General features: G+C 45.5%; 15 protein-coding genes. 13 read left to right on the top strand and 2 right to left on the bottom strand.

All coding sequences use genetic code 11. The annotated features are described in order from the left end of the window. Positions 1–19 precede the first annotated feature (19 nt). The 8 genes from infB to ACTUJY_RS00855 all read left to right on the top strand — a co-directional run bounded on the left by infB (position 20) and on the right by ACTUJY_RS00855 (position 11,330). Positions 20–2,689, top strand: a complete 2,670-nt coding sequence (gene infB / locus ACTUJY_RS00890; RefSeq protein WP_463614146.1) for a translation initiation factor IF-2 — start codon at positions 20–22, stop codon at positions 2,687–2,689. Between the two features lie 14 nt (positions 2,690–2,703). Beyond that, positions 2,704–3,090, top strand: coding sequence for a 30S ribosome-binding factor RbfA (rbfA, locus tag ACTUJY_RS00885; protein ID WP_463614145.1), 387 nt, complete (start codon positions 2,704–2,706; stop codon positions 3,088–3,090). Positions 3,091–3,103: 13 nt separating this feature from the next. Then, on the top strand, positions 3,104–4,021 hold the full coding sequence (gene truB / locus ACTUJY_RS00880; protein WP_463614144.1) for a tRNA pseudouridine(55) synthase TruB: 918 nt from the start codon (positions 3,104–3,106) through the stop codon (positions 4,019–4,021). Positions 4,022–4,107: 86 nt separating this feature from the next. Next, positions 4,108–5,043, top strand: a complete 936-nt coding sequence (locus tag ACTUJY_RS00875; protein WP_463614143.1) for a class I SAM-dependent methyltransferase — start codon at positions 4,108–4,110, stop codon at positions 5,041–5,043. A gap of 124 nt (positions 5,044–5,167) precedes the next feature. Next, positions 5,168–5,437: a 30S ribosomal protein S15 gene (rpsO, locus tag ACTUJY_RS00870; protein WP_463614142.1), complete on the top strand. Its 270-nt coding sequence runs from the start codon at positions 5,168–5,170 to the stop codon at positions 5,435–5,437. A gap of 232 nt (positions 5,438–5,669) precedes the next feature. Then, positions 5,670–7,802 (top strand): polyribonucleotide nucleotidyltransferase, encoded by a 2,133-nt coding sequence (gene pnp / locus ACTUJY_RS00865; protein WP_463614141.1) that lies wholly within the window; start codon positions 5,670–5,672, stop codon positions 7,800–7,802. Between the two features lie 148 nt (positions 7,803–7,950). Beyond that, positions 7,951–10,779, top strand: a complete 2,829-nt coding sequence (locus tag ACTUJY_RS00860) for a TolB family protein (RefSeq protein ID WP_463614140.1) — start codon at positions 7,951–7,953, stop codon at positions 10,777–10,779. A 56-nt stretch (positions 10,780–10,835) separates the two neighbouring features. Continuing rightward, the gene (locus tag ACTUJY_RS00855; protein ID WP_463614139.1) at positions 10,836–11,330 is read left to right on the top strand and encodes a hypothetical protein; all 495 of its coding nucleotides are present in this window, start codon (positions 10,836–10,838) and stop codon (positions 11,328–11,330) included. Positions 11,331–11,339: 9 nt separating this feature from the next. Here the strand turns inward: ACTUJY_RS00855 and ACTUJY_RS00850 are convergent, their stop codons facing one another. Further along, positions 11,340–11,747, bottom strand: coding sequence for an ACT domain-containing protein (locus ACTUJY_RS00850; RefSeq protein ID WP_463614138.1), 408 nt, complete (start codon positions 11,745–11,747; stop codon positions 11,340–11,342). Further along, positions 11,740–12,336 carry an acyl carrier protein phosphodiesterase gene (locus ACTUJY_RS00845; protein WP_463614137.1) on the bottom strand — a complete coding sequence of 199 codons (597 nt, stop codon included), beginning with the start codon at positions 12,334–12,336 and terminating at the stop codon, positions 11,740–11,742. The genes ACTUJY_RS00850 and ACTUJY_RS00845 overlap by 8 nt, the downstream gene beginning before the upstream one ends. A gap of 68 nt (positions 12,337–12,404) precedes the next feature. On the opposite strand from ACTUJY_RS00845, the gene ACTUJY_RS00840 reads away from it, so the two are divergent. The 5 genes from ACTUJY_RS00840 (at position 12,405) to ACTUJY_RS00820 (ending at position 16,687) form a co-directional block, all read left to right on the top strand. Then, the gene (locus ACTUJY_RS00840; protein WP_463614136.1) at positions 12,405–12,743 is read left to right on the top strand and encodes a hypothetical protein; all 339 of its coding nucleotides are present in this window, start codon (positions 12,405–12,407) and stop codon (positions 12,741–12,743) included. Between the two features lie 165 nt (positions 12,744–12,908). Beyond that, positions 12,909–14,234, top strand: coding sequence for a tRNA (N6-isopentenyl adenosine(37)-C2)-methylthiotransferase MiaB (miaB, locus tag ACTUJY_RS00835; protein ID WP_463614135.1), 1,326 nt, complete (start codon positions 12,909–12,911; stop codon positions 14,232–14,234). 34 nt (positions 14,235–14,268) lie between these two features. Beyond that, complete coding sequence (locus tag ACTUJY_RS00830; protein ID WP_463614134.1) at positions 14,269–15,255, top strand: PhoH family protein; 987 nt, start codon at positions 14,269–14,271, stop codon at positions 15,253–15,255. Continuing rightward, on the top strand, positions 15,255–15,737 hold the full coding sequence (gene ybeY / locus ACTUJY_RS00825) for an rRNA maturation RNase YbeY (RefSeq protein ID WP_463614133.1): 483 nt from the start codon (positions 15,255–15,257) through the stop codon (positions 15,735–15,737). The genes ACTUJY_RS00830 and ybeY overlap by 1 nt, the downstream gene beginning before the upstream one ends. 80 nt (positions 15,738–15,817) lie before the next feature. Further along, positions 15,818–16,687: an HlyC/CorC family transporter gene (locus ACTUJY_RS00820; protein ID WP_463614132.1), complete on the top strand. Its 870-nt coding sequence runs from the start codon at positions 15,818–15,820 to the stop codon at positions 16,685–16,687. The last annotated feature ends 1 nt before the right edge of the window (position 16,688 follow it).

Below are 16,688 nucleotides of genomic sequence, written 5' to 3'. Positions count from 1 at the left end.
TTCTTGGGGGCCGTAACGAATGTCAGAAGTCACAGTCGCAAAACTCGCTGAAACCGTTGGCACTCCTGTAGAAAAACTACTGGAACAAATGAAAAGTGCCGGGCTCAGCTTATCGGGACCTGAAGATGTAGTTTCCGATGAACAAAAACAGGTCTTGTTGTCGTTTCTGAAACAAAGTCATGGCGGTAAAGACGGTGCAGAACCTAGGCGTATCACTTTAAAGCGGACGACCAAAAGTTCGTTGAAAGTGACTGGTTCAACTGGGAAATCGAAAACCGTTACCGTTGAAGTGCGAAAAAAGCGTACTTATGTAAAGAAAAAAACGCAAGAAACTGAAGTTGACGTTGAAGAAACTCCAATCCTCGAACAAGAACCCGTTCTGCAAGCTGAAGCAGAAACCGCTAAAACGGAAGTAGACGAGGTTTCTGAGGTAACTAAGCCTGAAGCGCAAGATTCAGCTCAAGCTGAACCCCCTGCTGAAGCCGAGGCTATCGAAAGCCCGGAAGATAAAGCAGCTGCGGAAAAGGCGGCACTTGCTGAGCGAATGAAAGCAGAAGCTGAAGCTCAGGCTCGTGCTGAAGTTGAAGCTCGAATGACCGAGCAAGCTCGTAAAAAGGCCGAAGCAGAAGCTAAAGCACAAGCCGAATTGGCCGCTGAAAAAGCACTTGAGGAAGCACGTAAAGCACGACAGGCAGCTAAAAAGCCTGTTGCATCGGTGCCAGTACGCGAGGATACGCGTCTTGACGCACCGAAGAAAAAGCGCAAAAAGAAAAAGCATGGCGGCAATGAAAACGAAGCTGAAGATATTATTACTAAGTATTCCGCGTCACGCCGTAAACCTGAAAAAATTGAACAACCAAAGGTAGCCAAACCCATCAAAGCCCCTAAAGCATTGCAACACGGTTTCTCCAAACCGGTAGAAAAGAAAGTATTGGAAGTCGAAGTCCCGGAAGAAATTACTGTTGGTGAATTGGCACAGTTGATGTCGATTAAAGCTGCTGAGCTTATCAAAGCGTTAATGAAAATGGGCACTATGGTCACCATTAATCAACCCATTGATCAAGATACGGCCATTTTGCTGGTTGAAGAAATGGGGCATACCGCGAAGTTGAAAGCGGAGGTTTCGGCAGAAGATGAGTTAATTACTCAGGCTCAAGAAAGTCGCGACAGTGGCGAGCTCTCTCAACGAGCGCCTGTGGTTACCATCATGGGGCATGTCGATCATGGTAAAACCTCTTTGTTGGATTATATTCGGGCGGCCAAAGTTGCTGCTGGCGAAGCGGGTGGGATTACACAGCACATTGGTGCTTATCACGTTGAAACAAAACGGGGTGGTATTACCTTCCTAGATACGCCTGGACATGCCGCGTTCACTTCAATGCGTGCGCGCGGAGCGAATGCAACGGACATCGTTATTCTGGTGGTAGCAGCCGATGATGGCGTTATGCCGCAAACCATCGAAGCGATCCAGCATTCAAAAGCCGCCGGGGTCCCTCTGATTGTCGCTGTAAATAAAATGGATAAACCGGAAGCGGATCCGGATCGCGTTAAAAATGAGCTGTCGCAACACGATGTTATTCCCGAAGATTGGGGTGGTGAAACTCAGTTTATCCATCTGTCGGCGAAAACCGGTGATGGCGTTGATGAGCTGTTGGATTCCATTTCGCTACAGGCGGAAATGCTGGAGTTGAAAGCGTCTCGAGAAGGCTATGCTAAAGGTGTGGTTATCGAAGCACGTCTCGATAAAGGGCGTGGCGCGGTCGCTTCGATTTTGGTTCAATCTGGTACGTTACGTAAAGGCGATATCATGTTGGCCGGTCTGCATTATGGGCGCATTCGAGCTCTCATAAACGATCAGGGGCAACCCGTAAATGAAGTAGGACCTTCCATGCCCGTGGAAGTCCTAGGTCTTTCAGGTGTGCCTTCGGCCGGAGACGACGTGTTGGTTGTGGAAAATGAACGTAAGGCACGTGAAGTCGCAGAGACTCGTCAAAGCAAACAACGAGACGAAAAACTCACTCGTCAGCAAAAAGCCAAACTCGAAAACATGTTCGCCAATATGGCGGAAGCTGACAAGAAAACCTTGAGTGTCATTGTTAAAGCCGACGTTCAGGGCTCGGTGGAAGCTATTGTGAAGTCTTTAACGGACCTATCAACCGATGAAATTTCGGTGAATGTGATTGGAACTGGAGTTGGTGGTATCGCGGAGACCGACGTTTCCTTAGCCGCGGCGTCTGATGCTTTTATAGTCGGCTTTAACGTCCGAGCGGATTCAGCCGCTCGAAAAGTGGCCGAATCAGAAGCGGTTGAGTTACGTTATTACAGTGTTATTTATGATGTGATTGACGAAATAAAGGCGGCCATGTCAGGTATGCTGTCTCCTGAGCGTAAACAAGAAATTGTTGGCCTTGCCGAAGTGCGCGACGTTTTCCGATCACCCAAGTTTGGCGCAGTTGCTGGTTGTATGGTGGTGGAAGGATTTGTTAAGCGCAACAACCCGATTCGTGTACTCCGAGACAACGTCGTGATCTATGAAGGAGAGCTGGAGTCTCTGCGTCGCTTTAAAGACGACGTACAAGAAGTGCGTAACGGTATGGAATGCGGTATTGGTGTTAAGAACTACAATGACGTTAAGGCCGGCGATCAGATCGAGTGCTTCGAAGTGATTGAAGTTGCGCGAACCATCTAGGATATAAGGCGAGCATGAGTCGAGAGTTTAAGCGAACGGATCGTGTTGCTGAGCAACTGCAGCGTGAGCTGGCGTTAATTCTGCAACGCGAAATTAAAGATCCGCGTGTTGGTATGCCTACCGTTTTGGCGGTAGAGATCACACGCGATCTACAACACGCCAAAGTGTTCGTCTCTTTTTTAGGAAAAGATGAGCCTGAACAGGCGGCAGAAGCGCTCAAGGTGTTGGAAAAAGCCGAAGGCTTTATTCGCAGTACCTTGGCGACTCGTGTTCGTATGCGTGTGATGCCGCAATTGCATTTTAAACATGATACCTCGCTGATCCGCGGTCAGGAAATGTCGTCGTTGATCGAAAAAGCGCGTTCCAAAGACGCGCCCGAGGACGAAAGCGAAAACTCCTGATTGCAGAAGCTTCATGGCCAGAAAACGAAAAGGCCGTCCTTTGGACGGCATTTTATTACTCGATAAACCCTCTGGGTTGTCATCCAACAAGGTGCTGCAACAGGCGCGTTGGATGTTCAAGGCTGCAAAGGCGGGTCATACGGGTAGTCTCGATCCCCTTGCTAGTGGTATGTTGCCCATTTGTTTTGGCGAAGCCACAAAGTTTTCCCAATACCTCCTTAATTCCGATAAAGCTTATCGCGTGACTGCCAAGCTCGGTGAAACAACGACCACAGCGGATGCTGAAGGTGAGTTGCTATTAAAGCGACCGATACAAGTCTCTGAAAATCAACTGCAGAAAACCATTGCATCCTTTTTAGGTGAGAGCTTACAGGTGCCTTCGATGTATTCTGCGCTAAAACACAAAGGGCAACCTTTGTATAAACTGGCGCGTCAAGGGATCGAAGTAGAGCGTCAGCCGAGACCCATTCATATTTATCGCGCAGTGCTTGAATCCTTCACAGAAGATTCCTTTTCTATGTACGTCGAATGCAGTAAAGGCACCTACATTCGAAACTTAGTTGAAGATATTGGTGAGAAACTCGAGTGTGGTGCGCACGTTACAGCTCTTCGACGTGATTGGGTGGCTCACTTTAAATCAGAAGACATGGTGACTTTAGAGCAATTGGAGCAAATGAAAGCAAGCGAAGCCTTTGCTGAAATGGACGCGTTATTGTTTGGTAGTGACGAATCATTGCACGGTTATCCAGAAGTGACTCTCGACCTCGACACGGCATTTTATTTTATGCAAGGCCAGGCGGTGCAAGCTGGAAACCTGCCCGAGTCTTCTACGGTTATTAAGGTTTACGACGAAAAAGGATCCTTCCTGGGTGTGGCCGCTTTGGACGATGATTTAAAACTGGCTCCGAAGCGTTTGATTGTCCGGCAATGACCTTTCCTCGTTTTACCTCTATGGTTTTACTCGACAAAATTCCGTGTAAAATAAGCCTCCTACTTATTCGACCGTAGAGCAAATTCGTGAATAAAATTGCAGAACACTGGAGTGACTATTGGTCACAGGGAAATATAACGTCATTACCGGCTGACTTTGTTGGTAATTACGATAAAGAGATCAAGGCTTTCTGGTATCAATGCTTTGCACAATTGGCAAGTGGCTCCCGAATCTTGGATGTGTGTTCCGGCTCTGGTGCTATTGCACTTTTGGCAATGGCCTATTCGAAAGAAAACGAAAAGCAGTTTCAGGTGTTTGCAACGGATCGGGCGAGTATCGATTTGGAAGCTCTTAAAAGACGATTTCCTCATTTAGCAGAGCTTGTTGATCACATTTCATTTTTTGACAGTATTGCGCTCGAAAGCGCAACTTTTGAGCGAGAAAGCTTTGATTTTATCACCAGTCAGTATGGCATTGAGTATACCGACTGGGTTGCAGTAGCGCCCAAAATTGCGTGCTGGCTCAAGCCGGGTGGCTCTTTGGCATTTGTGACACACTCTCGCAATAGCGCCATTTTGCATCAGATGAATAACGAAGCGAAAGAGTATCAAATTTTAGAGTCGACGGGCTTTTTTAAACGTGCCAAAAAGTTGTTGCGCCACAATCCGGGACAAAAAGAGCTTCAAGGTTTACTGCGACCCGTTGGTGAAGAATTGGCACGTAGTTTATTAACCCGCGTGTCACCCGTGTTAAAGCCAATGATGGAAAGCGCAAAGTTAGTGTTTAAAGCAACGCCTGATCAATTTAGAGCCAATAAACCTCGATTGATCGGATTTTTGCAAAGTATCATGGCGGCAAAATTACGGTTGGATGATCTGATTCATGTTCATAAGCGAATGGATGAGATGCGAGATTGGTACCAAACTTTCGAAACCGGTGGACTCAGTCTGAAGGCCACAGGGGAAATCATCTACGACAATAAACATCCTGCAGGAGAGACTTATTTCTTTCAAAAAGACTGAGATTTCTGTGTTTCGGCTTGCTCTGGTGTGGTAGCTCCTGTAAAATCGCGCCCGAATCGATAGCTCTGTGCTGAATTAGTGATTGGTCCAGAGCTTAAACGTAAAGTCACTAATGGAGAAAAACATGTCTTTAAGTGCAGAAGCGAAAGCGTCAATTGTTGCGGAACACGGTCGTGGTGAAAACGATACCGGTTCTCCAGAAGTTCAAGTTGCCTTATTAACAGCGCAAATCAACCATCTTCAAGACCATTTTAAAGCCAACATTCACGATCATCATTCGCGTCGTGGCTTGCTGAGAATGGTTAGCCAGCGTCGTAAATTGCTGGATTATCTGAAGCGTAAAGATCAGGGTCGATATACGGACCTGATCGGCAAACTGGGCTTACGTCGCTAACAGTTTGAACTTAAAGGGGCTTTTACAGCCCCTTTTTGCTATTATCTTCATGCCAAAACGTTAAAACTCCTTATTTGGTCATTCAAGTGTTGTCCTGTTTTTAGCCAGAAAGTGATTGCTTTTTATTGAAAAGAAAGCAATCACTTTCTGGTTAGTTCTAAAAACATTTCACTTATGCCAAAAAGGATTAGTAAAAAACTGAAAATATTGCAAAAGCAATTAAGGAAATTAAGTGAATCCGATTAAAAGAAGCTTTGAGTACGGTGGCCGTACCGTCACTCTCGAAACTGGTGAAATCGCACGTCAAGCCACTGGTGCTGTTGTTGTTGACATCGAAGGGACTACGGCGCTCGTCACTGTTGTTGGTAAAAAAGAAGTACGCGAAGGTCAAGACTTTTTCCCACTGACCGTTAATTATCAAGAAAAGACCTATGCTGCCGGTAAAATTCCTGGTGGTTTCTTCAAGCGTGAAGGCCGCCCTTCAGAGCGTGAAACCTTGATCGCTCGATTGATTGATCGTCCCATCCGTCCATTGTTTGCCGAAGGTTTTATGAACGAAGTACAGGTGGTGATCACGGTTATCTCTATCAATCCGGAAGTTGAGCCGGATATTGTTGCTATGATTGGCACATCTGCAGCTCTTGCTATTTCAGGCATTCCGTTTAATGGCCCACTGGGTGCGGCTCGTGTTGGTTACACAAACGGTAACTATATTTTAAACCCGACTCAAACCGAGCTAACCACGAGTGAGTTGGATCTGGTTGTTGCTGGTACCGAATCTGCGGTACTGATGGTGGAGTCTGAGGCGAAGGAGCTGTCTGAATCAGTAATGTTAGGTGCGGTTATGTTTGGCCACACTGAGTCGCAAGTTGCGATTAAAGCGATTTCAGAGTTTGCGGAAGCCGTTGGAACACCCGCTTGGGACTGGCAGCCAGAAGCTGAAAACTCCGAGCTTAAAGCGAAAGTAGCGGAATTGGCTCAAGCAGATGTGATCGAAGCCTATCAAATTGCCGATAAAATGGCGCGAAAAGACAAGCTTACAGAAATTTGTGAGCGTGTGGTTTCTGAGTTATCTCCTGAAGGCAGCGAGCAATGTCCTGTTGAAGTTCGTGATGTATTCCATAGCGTTGAAAAGTCGGTAGTGCGATCGCGCATTATTGCTGGACAACCACGAATTGACGGTCGTGATAATGACATGATCCGCGCGCTTTACGTTAAGACCGGCGTTTTACCACGTGTTCACGGTTCTGCGCTTTTCACGCGTGGTGAAACACAGGCGTTGGTTACCGCCACGCTTGGCACCGAGCGAGATGCTCAAATCATTGATAGCTTGATGGGCGAAAGCAAAGAACCTTTCATGTTGCATTATAATTTTCCTCCATATTGTGTTGGTGAAACCGGCATGATCGGCAGTCCAAAGCGCCGTGAAATTGGTCATGGAAATTTAGCGAAACGCGGGATTAAAGCCGTAGTACCAGCTCAAAGTGAGTTCCCTTACACTTTACGCGTGGTATCGGAAATTACTGAGTCTAACGGCTCCAGTTCAATGGCTTCCGTGTGTGGGACCAGCTTAGCGTTAATGGATGCAGGAGTCCCCTTAAAAGCACCGGTCGCCGGTATCGCAATGGGTTTGGTTAAAGAAGGTGATAATTACGTCGTATTGTCGGATATTTTGGGTGATGAAGATCACTTGGGCGATATGGACTTTAAAGTCGCTGGAAGCGAAGCGGGTGTAACGGCTTTGCAGATGGACATTAAAATTCAAGGTATCACCAAAGAAATTATGGAAGTGGCTTTACACCAAGCCAAAGCCGGTCGCTTGCATATATTGAAAACCATGAACGAAGCGATCAATACGCATCGAGCAGATATTTCTTCTTTTGCTCCTCGCATTACATCGTTGAAAATTGATCCGGAAAAAATCTCCGAAGTGATTGGTAAAGGTGGCTCGACCATCCGTTCTATTACCGAAGAAACGGGTGCAACCATTGAAATCGATGATGACGGTACCGTTCGGATAGCCGCAGTGGACAAATCTGCTGGTGATGCGGCCGAACAGCGTATTAAAGATATTGTTGAAGATATTGAAGCCGGAGCCATTTACGAAGGAAAGGTTGCTCGTATTGCTGACTTTGGGGCTTTTGTTACTTTAAAGCCTGGCAAAGATGGCCTGGTGCATATTTCGCAGATTGCACATGAGCGAGTCAACAAAGTCACCGATCACTTGAGTGTCGGTGATGTGGTGAAAGTTAAAGTGCTCGAAATCGATCGTCAGGGGCGTGTACGTCTTAGTATGAAAGAGTTGATTGAGTCACCGCAAAAAGATGAAAAGCCTGTCGAAAGTGAACAACCAGCGGCTGAGTAATTTTCTCTAGACAAAGGCGACGAAAGTCGCCTTTTTTGTACGAGCGAAACTGGAAGCATATCAATTTCTATCGAAATGTGTTGATAGTTTACAGACAGGCTCAGATTTCTCGATATAATCGTCAAAAAATAGCATTATCGGGAACTTTATGAAAACCAGGTCCATTCTTTTAGGGCTTTCTGCTTTAATAAGTATTGCCATCCAAGCATTTGATCCTTCACTAGACTGGCAAACGTTATCCACTCGGCACTTTGAAATACATCATGCGAAAGAGCACCGTGAGCTTGCAGAGAAAACGGCAACCATTGCTGAGCAAGTGCATCAACAATTAACAAAAGAATTAAAGTGGTGGCCCAGAAATAAAACGCAATTGGTACTGACTGACCATACCGATTTAGCCAATGGTTATGCGTCGCCGTTACCCTTTAACCGTTCTGTATTATTTATTCATCCACCAGAAGCCGGTCGATTGGATTTTGACAGTTGGCTGGAGTCTTTGATTAAACACGAATACACGCATGTTTTGCACCTAGATAAAACGGGCGGCGCGCCTAAATTTTTGCGAAATATTCTTGGTCGTAATCCATTTTTATTTCCGAACAGTTTTCAACCCGCCTGGATCATCGAAGGCTTTGCTACTTATCACGAAACCGATCATCAACAACAGTTAGGTCGTGGTCAAAGTAGCCTGTTTGCCATGATGATGCGAGAAGAGTTGAAGCAAGGATTTAAGTCAATTCGCGAAGTGAATATGGCGAGTCCTAGCTGGCCGTTTAATGCACGCTATCTTTATGGTTATTATTTCTTTCAATTCCTAGAAGTGCGTTACGGAAAAGCGAAAGTAGATCTTTATATTTCGAATTACAGTGATAATTGGTTCCCATATCTGCTCAATACCAATGCTAAAAATGTGTTGGGTAAAGATCTGAATGCGCTCTGGACTGATTTTGAAGAGTATTTGCGAGAAGAATTATTAACCGAGTTTTCTTCACAACCTGTCAAGCAACTGACAAACGACGGTTTTCAAAAGTACGACCTGGAAAGTGATGATTTCGGTAACCTTTATCTCGTTTATAGCGATGGCGTCCATCAATCAGCTCTTGCCAAATTGGACGGTCGTGGAGAGCTTTACCGACTGACCGACATCAATGCACTGGCGACAATTGACCGACACGTTAACGGGAAAATACTTATCGCTCAGCCAGAAGTGTGTGATGAATATTTTGTCTATTACGATCTTTATGTGTACGATGAAACTGAAAATGATATTGAGCGCTTAACTTATTGCAGTCGTTACCAAGAGGCGCAATGGAGTGCAAGTGGAACGGAAATGTTCGCGTTAAAAGCGGAAAAAGGGCGTTTTCAAATTGATCGTTTAAACCATCTTGGTGAATTCATTGAAACATTATGGCAGGGAGAAGACGATGTGATCGTTTCACATTTGGATTTATCTGCCGATGATCAACAGTTGGTGGCTTCCGTACAACGTAAAGGTTTTACCCGTGCCAACCTGGAAGTATTTTCTTTAACATCGCGTCAGTGGCAGCCGGTTTATCCGCAACAAACACATCAATGGTATCCGCGTTTTTCAAAAGATGGTCGCTATGTTCAATTTAGTGGTGAACAAGATCAGCGCTTTAATTTGTTTCGCTTTGATCGAGAGCTGGGCGAGCTGACACAACTCAGTTACAGTGACAGTGGTGTTTTTCAATCGGTGATTGCTGAAGAAAATAAAAGCATTCACGCCATTGGTTACACCGCGCAAGGGTATCAGCTGATTGAAATCGAACCAGCCGGGCAAAGTACCATCATCGAAAAGCGGGAAGCGAAAGAGCCTATTCTTATTGGCTCTCATGAAATTATCGAGTCACCTATCTCCAGTTTTTCGGTATCGCCTTATTCACCTTGGAAGTCATTATCACCTCGTTGGTGGTTGCCTTTTGCCGTGGGTAATAAAAACACCATTGAAGTGGGGGCGCAAACCAGCGGCATGGATGCGTTAGAAAATCACTGGTACAGCGCTGCAGCAAGTCTTGAAGTAGAACGACTTTTAGCGAATTTATTTTTACAATATCAATACAGTCATCATTGGCAATTCAGCTTACAGCGCTATCACGACATCACCGACGATGATAATGATGCGACGTCGGACCTTGTGATCGAACATCGTGACTTGGAGCTCAGCTATCACATTCCTTGGTCCAACATTTTATCACGCTGGGATCTGGCATTCGGTATTTCTTTGGATGCTGAACGTTATCATGTGTGGTTTGATGACGAGTTAAACTTTGTTCAGGAATTTCGTGATGCCGCTGCCGGTATTTCTTTAAGCTATGACTCGGCAAAATATTTTGCTCGTTCCATCAGTGCCAATGACGGTCGGAGCGTTCGAGTGGTAATCAGCAGTAGTGATGTCATGGACAGTGATTACAGTGGTAAGACAGTATTGATTGATTGGCGAGAATACTGGCAGGTGTATCGGGAAAATGCATTGGCATTGCGTTTGGTTGCAGGGAGCGGTGAGCAGGGTTCTCGATCGTTTCGGATTGGCGGTGATTTCAGTGATTTGTTTTTTTATCGTAATCCAGATTTTCTTGAGCGACGTTACCCGCTGCGTGGTTATCCCGATCTGAGCAATCAATTAACGGGTCGCCATATGCGACTGGCGAGTAGCGAATGGCGTTTCCCTATTGCCCACGTTGAACGGACTTTTATGGCACCACCCGTTGGTTTGGAAAAAATATCCGGACGTATTTTTTACGATAAGGCGCGTGTGTACGGGCATACGGCATCGTCAATCATTAACTATCCGCTAGATATCAGTGATAAAACCTACGCGAGCTCGGGAATCGAAGTGATGGCGCAGTTACGTTTGTTCTATTATTTACCGCTTGATGTACGCGTTGGTTTTGCCCGAGGTCACGATGACTTGCTGGGAGAAGACGAGGTTTATATTCACTTAGGAGCGTCGTTCTAATGGGACGTTAATAAATAAGTGATGCAATTTTAGAACAAAGAAAACAGGAGAAGCCAATGCGATACCTAAAGATAAGTTGGATATTGATTTTAACGTTTTCCGTCAGCGCAGAAACGAAGTGCAATGACGCCGCCTATCGTCAATTTGATTTTTGGTTAGGAAGTTGGGATGTTTTTTCTCGCGATGGCAAAAAAGCAGGCTCCAATGTGATCAGTCAAGCAATGGATGGTTGCGTATTAAAAGAGCACTACACCTCCGATACAGACTATGAAGGTGAAAGCCTGAATATTTATGATAAAAGTCGAAACAAGTGGCACCAAACTTGGGTGGATAACACAGGACTTTTGTTGCAGTTGGATGGCGATTGGAACGGTCAGGTGATGACGCTAACCGGTGAAGGTAAAAATCAACAGGGAAATCCTATTATTCATCGCATTCGGTGGAAACCGCAAAAAAATGGCGATGTGCATCAAATTTGGGATATTTCAGAAGACAAGGGATTGCATTGGAAAAACAACTTTTTTGGCGTGTATCGAAAAGTAAAGCAATGATTGCTTCGATCAGTCAAAAGAATGCTTCGACTCAATTGAATGCCCTTGTTGTCGTAAATACAACAAGGCTTTACCAATATGACTTTGCTGAACTAACAGGTAATCGGTATTAAAGGTGGAGATGACAAAGATACTGATATTTTGTTTTGCCAAAAGTACTGCAAGTTGAGCGAGAACACCAACCATCGAAAAGTTGAGCGATTCATTAATTTTGATGGCCTGCCAGTTATCGACACGCTCTAACACTTTAATGGTGGGCTGATCTAAAAATTGGGTGGGCGCAATGACAGAAATTTCATCGTGGGTTTGCGTTTGGCTGTATAAATGAGTGACATTCGCCGGAAACGAAAGCGCGTCTTCTACCTTGCAAATCGTCAATAGCGTTTGATCGTGAAGCAATTGAAACGTTTTAATCATTTAAAGACTCTTTCCTCAATATTTGCTGACTAAACGACTGCATCTGCGGGAACACCTCGATAAAGCATACCTCAATGTCGTCTTGTATTGTTGAGAGTTGATTCATGCATTGAATCAATTGTTCTCCGCGTTTTAGCCTGTGTGCGACGGCTTCTAGATGCTGGTTAAGCAAAGAGAAACTACGATACCGAAGAAAGATTTGTTTTTCGATGAAATAGGCTAAAAACGTTTGCTGTGTCGAAGGAACCCATTCCCAATATTGATGTAAATAGCTGTTGATGCGCTGTTGGAAGGCATCAAGGGGCTCTGGATGATATTGTTGCCATAGTTGGGCCAGCAGGTGATCAAACCAAAAGTCCAAAGCGATCCCCGAGAAACGGCGTAATCCTTGTGGCATTTGAGCTCTTAGCGCTTCAATTTTCGGAAGCTGATCAAAGTATCCGTCGATGGCACGATGTATGCGGATACCTTGTGCAATCGCTCTTGGAAAGCGAGAGAGATCCTTGCCCCGGACATGATCAGCAATCAGGTTCCCGAAGGTAATGGCTGGGTGAGTACTGGTTAGTGCTGCATGAGCCAGGTAATTCATCAGTGTTTGAAATCTTAATGGATAGTTTCTATGCTTAGATTAGCGCATCTGCAACTCTAGAGGTATGCATGACCAACTGGACTCGACAACCTTGCATTGAAATATTAAAAAAAATCAATGAGGTACCTAACGACGACAATCGGGAAAATCAGCAGCTAAGCATTCTTATGACCGGAATTTCTGAGATTACCCGAGAAATGATGCGACGTGCCGCGGAGTCTGCACGCGCACAATTGGGTGATACTCCGGAAGCACAGCCTAAAGCTGGAAAAGCCGAAAAGGCGACTGCTAGCACCGAAGAAGTAAAGGAAGCGTTGGATGATACCCCCGATCTTGATGATTTCGATTCCTTTGATGAAGAGTTGGACATGATAGAGCAAACTCTGATCCGTTCCATTGGTGATTGATTTTTATTCTGTAATCGCAACTACCGCTGGTGATCGCAAATTAACCTTTGATATAATCGCCGCCTTTCCGTTCTGGAAACGCAGTTGTTCGTTAATTCCAGTCAATTTATACCCGTTAAAACTTCACGGAAGTGGTTGTTTTTACCGGATTTTAGGTAGTTGGTCATGAGTAAGAAATTGTACATTAAAACCTGGGGCTGTCAGATGAACGAATATGATTCATCACGCATGGCCGATTTGCTGAATGATACTCACGAGTTGGAAATTACCGATAATCCTGAAGACGCTGATGTTTTATTGCTGAACACTTGCTCGATTCGCGAAAAAGCCCAGGAAAAAGTATTTTCACAGCTGGGTCAGTGGAAGCATTTTAAAGAGAAAAATCCAGAACTGGTTATTGGTGTTGGTGGCTGTGTTGCCAGCCAGGAAGGGGAGGCCATTCGATCGCGAGCTCCGCATGTGGATATGGTATTTGGTCCTCAAACATTGCACCGAATTCCGGAAATGATGGAGTCGGTGAAAACCAAAAATGCGGCTGTCGTGGATATTTCTTTCCCCGAAATTGAAAAGTTTGATAGGTTGCCAGAGCCCAAAGCAGACGGCGTAACGGCTTTTGTTTCCATAATGGAGGGATGCAGCAAATACTGTACTTTTTGTGTGGTGCCTTATACACGTGGTGAAGAAGTCAGTCGTCCGTTTGATGATGTGATTGCTGAAGTGGTAGAGCTTGCCGAGCAGGGCGTTCGTGAAATTAACCTGCTAGGACAAAATGTGAATGCTTATCGGGGTGAAACCCACGATGGACGAATTGCCGATTTGGCGGAGTTGATCCAATATGTGGCAGCAGTTGATGGCATTGATCGCATTCGTTTTACAACCTCGCATCCGGTGGAGTTTTCTGATCGGTTAATCGAAGTGTATGGCGAAGTACCTGAATTGGTGAGTCACCTGCACTTACCGGTGCAAAGTGGCTCTAACCGTATTTTATCGTCGATGAAACGTGGCCATACTCGTGATGAGTATTTGAGTAAAATTAACCGCTTAAAGGCAATCCGACCGGGAATCAGCTTGTCTTCAGATTTCATTATTGGATTTCCAGGGGAGTCGGAGCAAGACTTCCAAGACACCATGGATCTGATTGCGGAAGTGGATTTCGATTACAGTTTCAGCTTTATTTATAGCGCGCGCCCTGGTACACCGGCGTCTGATCTGGAAGACGAAACACCAATGGAAGAGAAAAAGCAGCGATTACAGTTGTTACAACAACGTATTAACCAGCAAACACAGGCCATCAGTCGACGTTTGGTGGGTACGCAACAAAAGGTGCTGGTTGAAGGTCCAAGTAAAAAAGATATTATGCAACTGAGTGGCCGCACCGAATGCAACCGAGTGGTGAATTTTACTGGATCACACAAGTTAATTGGACAGTTTGCCGAGGTGATGATCACGGAAGCTTTGCCGAATTCATTGCGCGCACAGTTGATCCAATAGGCCATTTGTTTAGGATAATTGAGAAGAGTTAAGTTTGAGCGACACAACCAGTATACAGTTTGTTTTGGAGCCAGCGGATAATGAGCGACTGGCGAATTTATGCGGCTATCTGGATGAAAATTTCCGTTTGATAGAAAGACGTTTGGGAATTGAGGTGAATAACCGAGGCAATAACTTCCAGTTGATCGGCGAAACTGACAATATTCGAGCCGGTCAGGAAGTGATTGAAGAACTTTATCGAGAGACGCACCAACAGCCATCTTTAAAAGCCGAAACGGTCCATGTCATTTTACAGTCGCGGGCCAGTCAACTGAAGCTGGACCGAGAAAGTGACAAAAAATCGGAGGTGGTGATCACCACCAAACGTGGTTTAATCCGGCCCAGAGGGCAAAATCAGCAGCGTTATGTCGAGCGCATTCTGGCCAATGATATCAGTTTTGGTATTGGACCTGCAGGAACCGGAAAGACTTATCTGGCTGTCGCGGCCGCTGTGGATGCGTTAGAAAGGCAAGAGATCCGTCGGATTATCTTGACGCGCCCGGCAGTAGAAGCTGGCGAACGTTTGGGCTTTCTACCGGGTGACTTAAACCAGAAGGTCGATCCTTATTTACGTCCATTATACGACGCACTGTATGAAATGCTCGGGTTTGAGCGAGTCGCGAAGTTGATGGAACGTAATGTCATTGAAGTAGCGCCGTTGGCGTATATGCGCGGGCGCACACTCAATGAAGCCTTTATTATTCTCGACGAAAGCCAAAATACCACGGCGGAACAGATGAAAATGTTGCTCACCCGTATCGGTTTTGGTTCTCGCGCTGTAATTACTGGAGATATTACGCAGGTGGACTTACCACGCGGTACCAAGTCGGGTCTACGACAGGCGATTGAAGTACTGAAAGGGGTAAAGGATATCAGCTTTACTTTTTTCCAATCCACTGATGTGGTACGTCATCCGGTAGTCCAGCGAGTGGTTCAAGCGTATGAGAAATTCGATCTCGACAGTCAGAAAAAGGACCAATGATGAAGTTGCATCTGGATTATGAGGTTGCTGAAGGGATCGAGTCGGCGCCCTTGGAATCGGACATTCGGCAATGGATACAATCAGCACTCCAATGTGCTGATTTTAAACAATCCGAAGCAGAGCTCTCGGTTATGATAGTCTCCAGTGCGGTCAGTCAACAACTCAATCTTCAATATCGCGATAAAGATCAGCCGACGAATGTGTTGTCGTTTCCTGCGGAGTTACCGGACTTTGTCGAGTCGCCGCTGTTGGGCGACTTGGTGATTTGTGCCGAGCGCGTCCGTGAAGAAGCGCAGCAGCAAAACAAGCTCGAAAAGCATCATTGGGCGCATCTGGTTATTCATGGCTGTTTACATCTACTGGGGTATGACCACCTCGAGTCGAGTGAGGCCGAGCAGATGGAAGCACTGGAAATCGAAGTTTTAAAAAAATTCGGTATCGACAATCCTTATTTGGTGAGCGACGAGCAACCGGTTGACTGATGTTGTTGAATGTCATAGTGTTTTTAAAAAAGCTTTGCTAAACTGACCGAGTTTGATGAGACAAGAGATTAATTCCCCCTATGGATGAGCACCCGCCGTCGCGGTCCTGGATAGAACGCTTAGCACAGTTATTTCAATCAGAGCCCAGAGATCGCACCGATATCGTTGAGATCCTCAGTACTGCCCAACAAAACGATTTAATCAATCACGATGTGTTTGCCATGCTTGAAGGTGTGCTTCAAGTATCGGAAATGCAAGTGCGAGACATTATGATCCCGCGCTCGCAAATGGTGGTGATTGAACAAAATATGACGGTGGAGCAAATTGTTTCTATTGTCATTGAGTCGGCACATTCGCGCTTTCCGGTTGTTGGTGATAATCGAGACGATTTGGAAGGCATATTGTTGGCAAAAGATTTGCTGCCGGTGTTGCTGGAAAAGGCGCAGAACGATAATGAAGTGCGCTTTAACCTGAAAGATATTTTACGTCCTGCGGTTATCGTGCCGGAGAGCAAACGACTCGACGTTCTTTTAAAAGACTTTCGGAATAATCGCAATCATATGGCGATTGTTGTTGATGAGTACGGTGGCGTCGCAGGACTGGTCACCATTGAGGATGTGCTCGAGCAAATTGTCGGCGAAATTGAAGACGAGCATGACTTTGACGATGAAGACGATCACATCAAAGCACATGGTGAGAACGAATATGTGATCAAAGCGCAAACGCCGATCGACGAGTTTAATGAATATTTCAGCAGTCAACTCAGCGATGACGAGTTTGATACCATTGGTGGGCTGATCATCCAGGCGTTTGGACACCTTCCTATTAAAGATGAAATCGTAACGCTGGAGCAATTTGAGTTTACTGTATTGTCAGCGGATACTCGTCGAATTCGTCTGGTTCGCATGAAAATAAAGCAGGAGCTGCCACAGGCTTCGAGTCAAAATTAGA

The organism is Pleionea sp. WD8-19 (assembly GCF_055326765.1).
The sequence above is the reverse complement of the archived record's forward strand: the minus strand, read 5'-3'. Positions and strand labels throughout refer to the sequence as shown.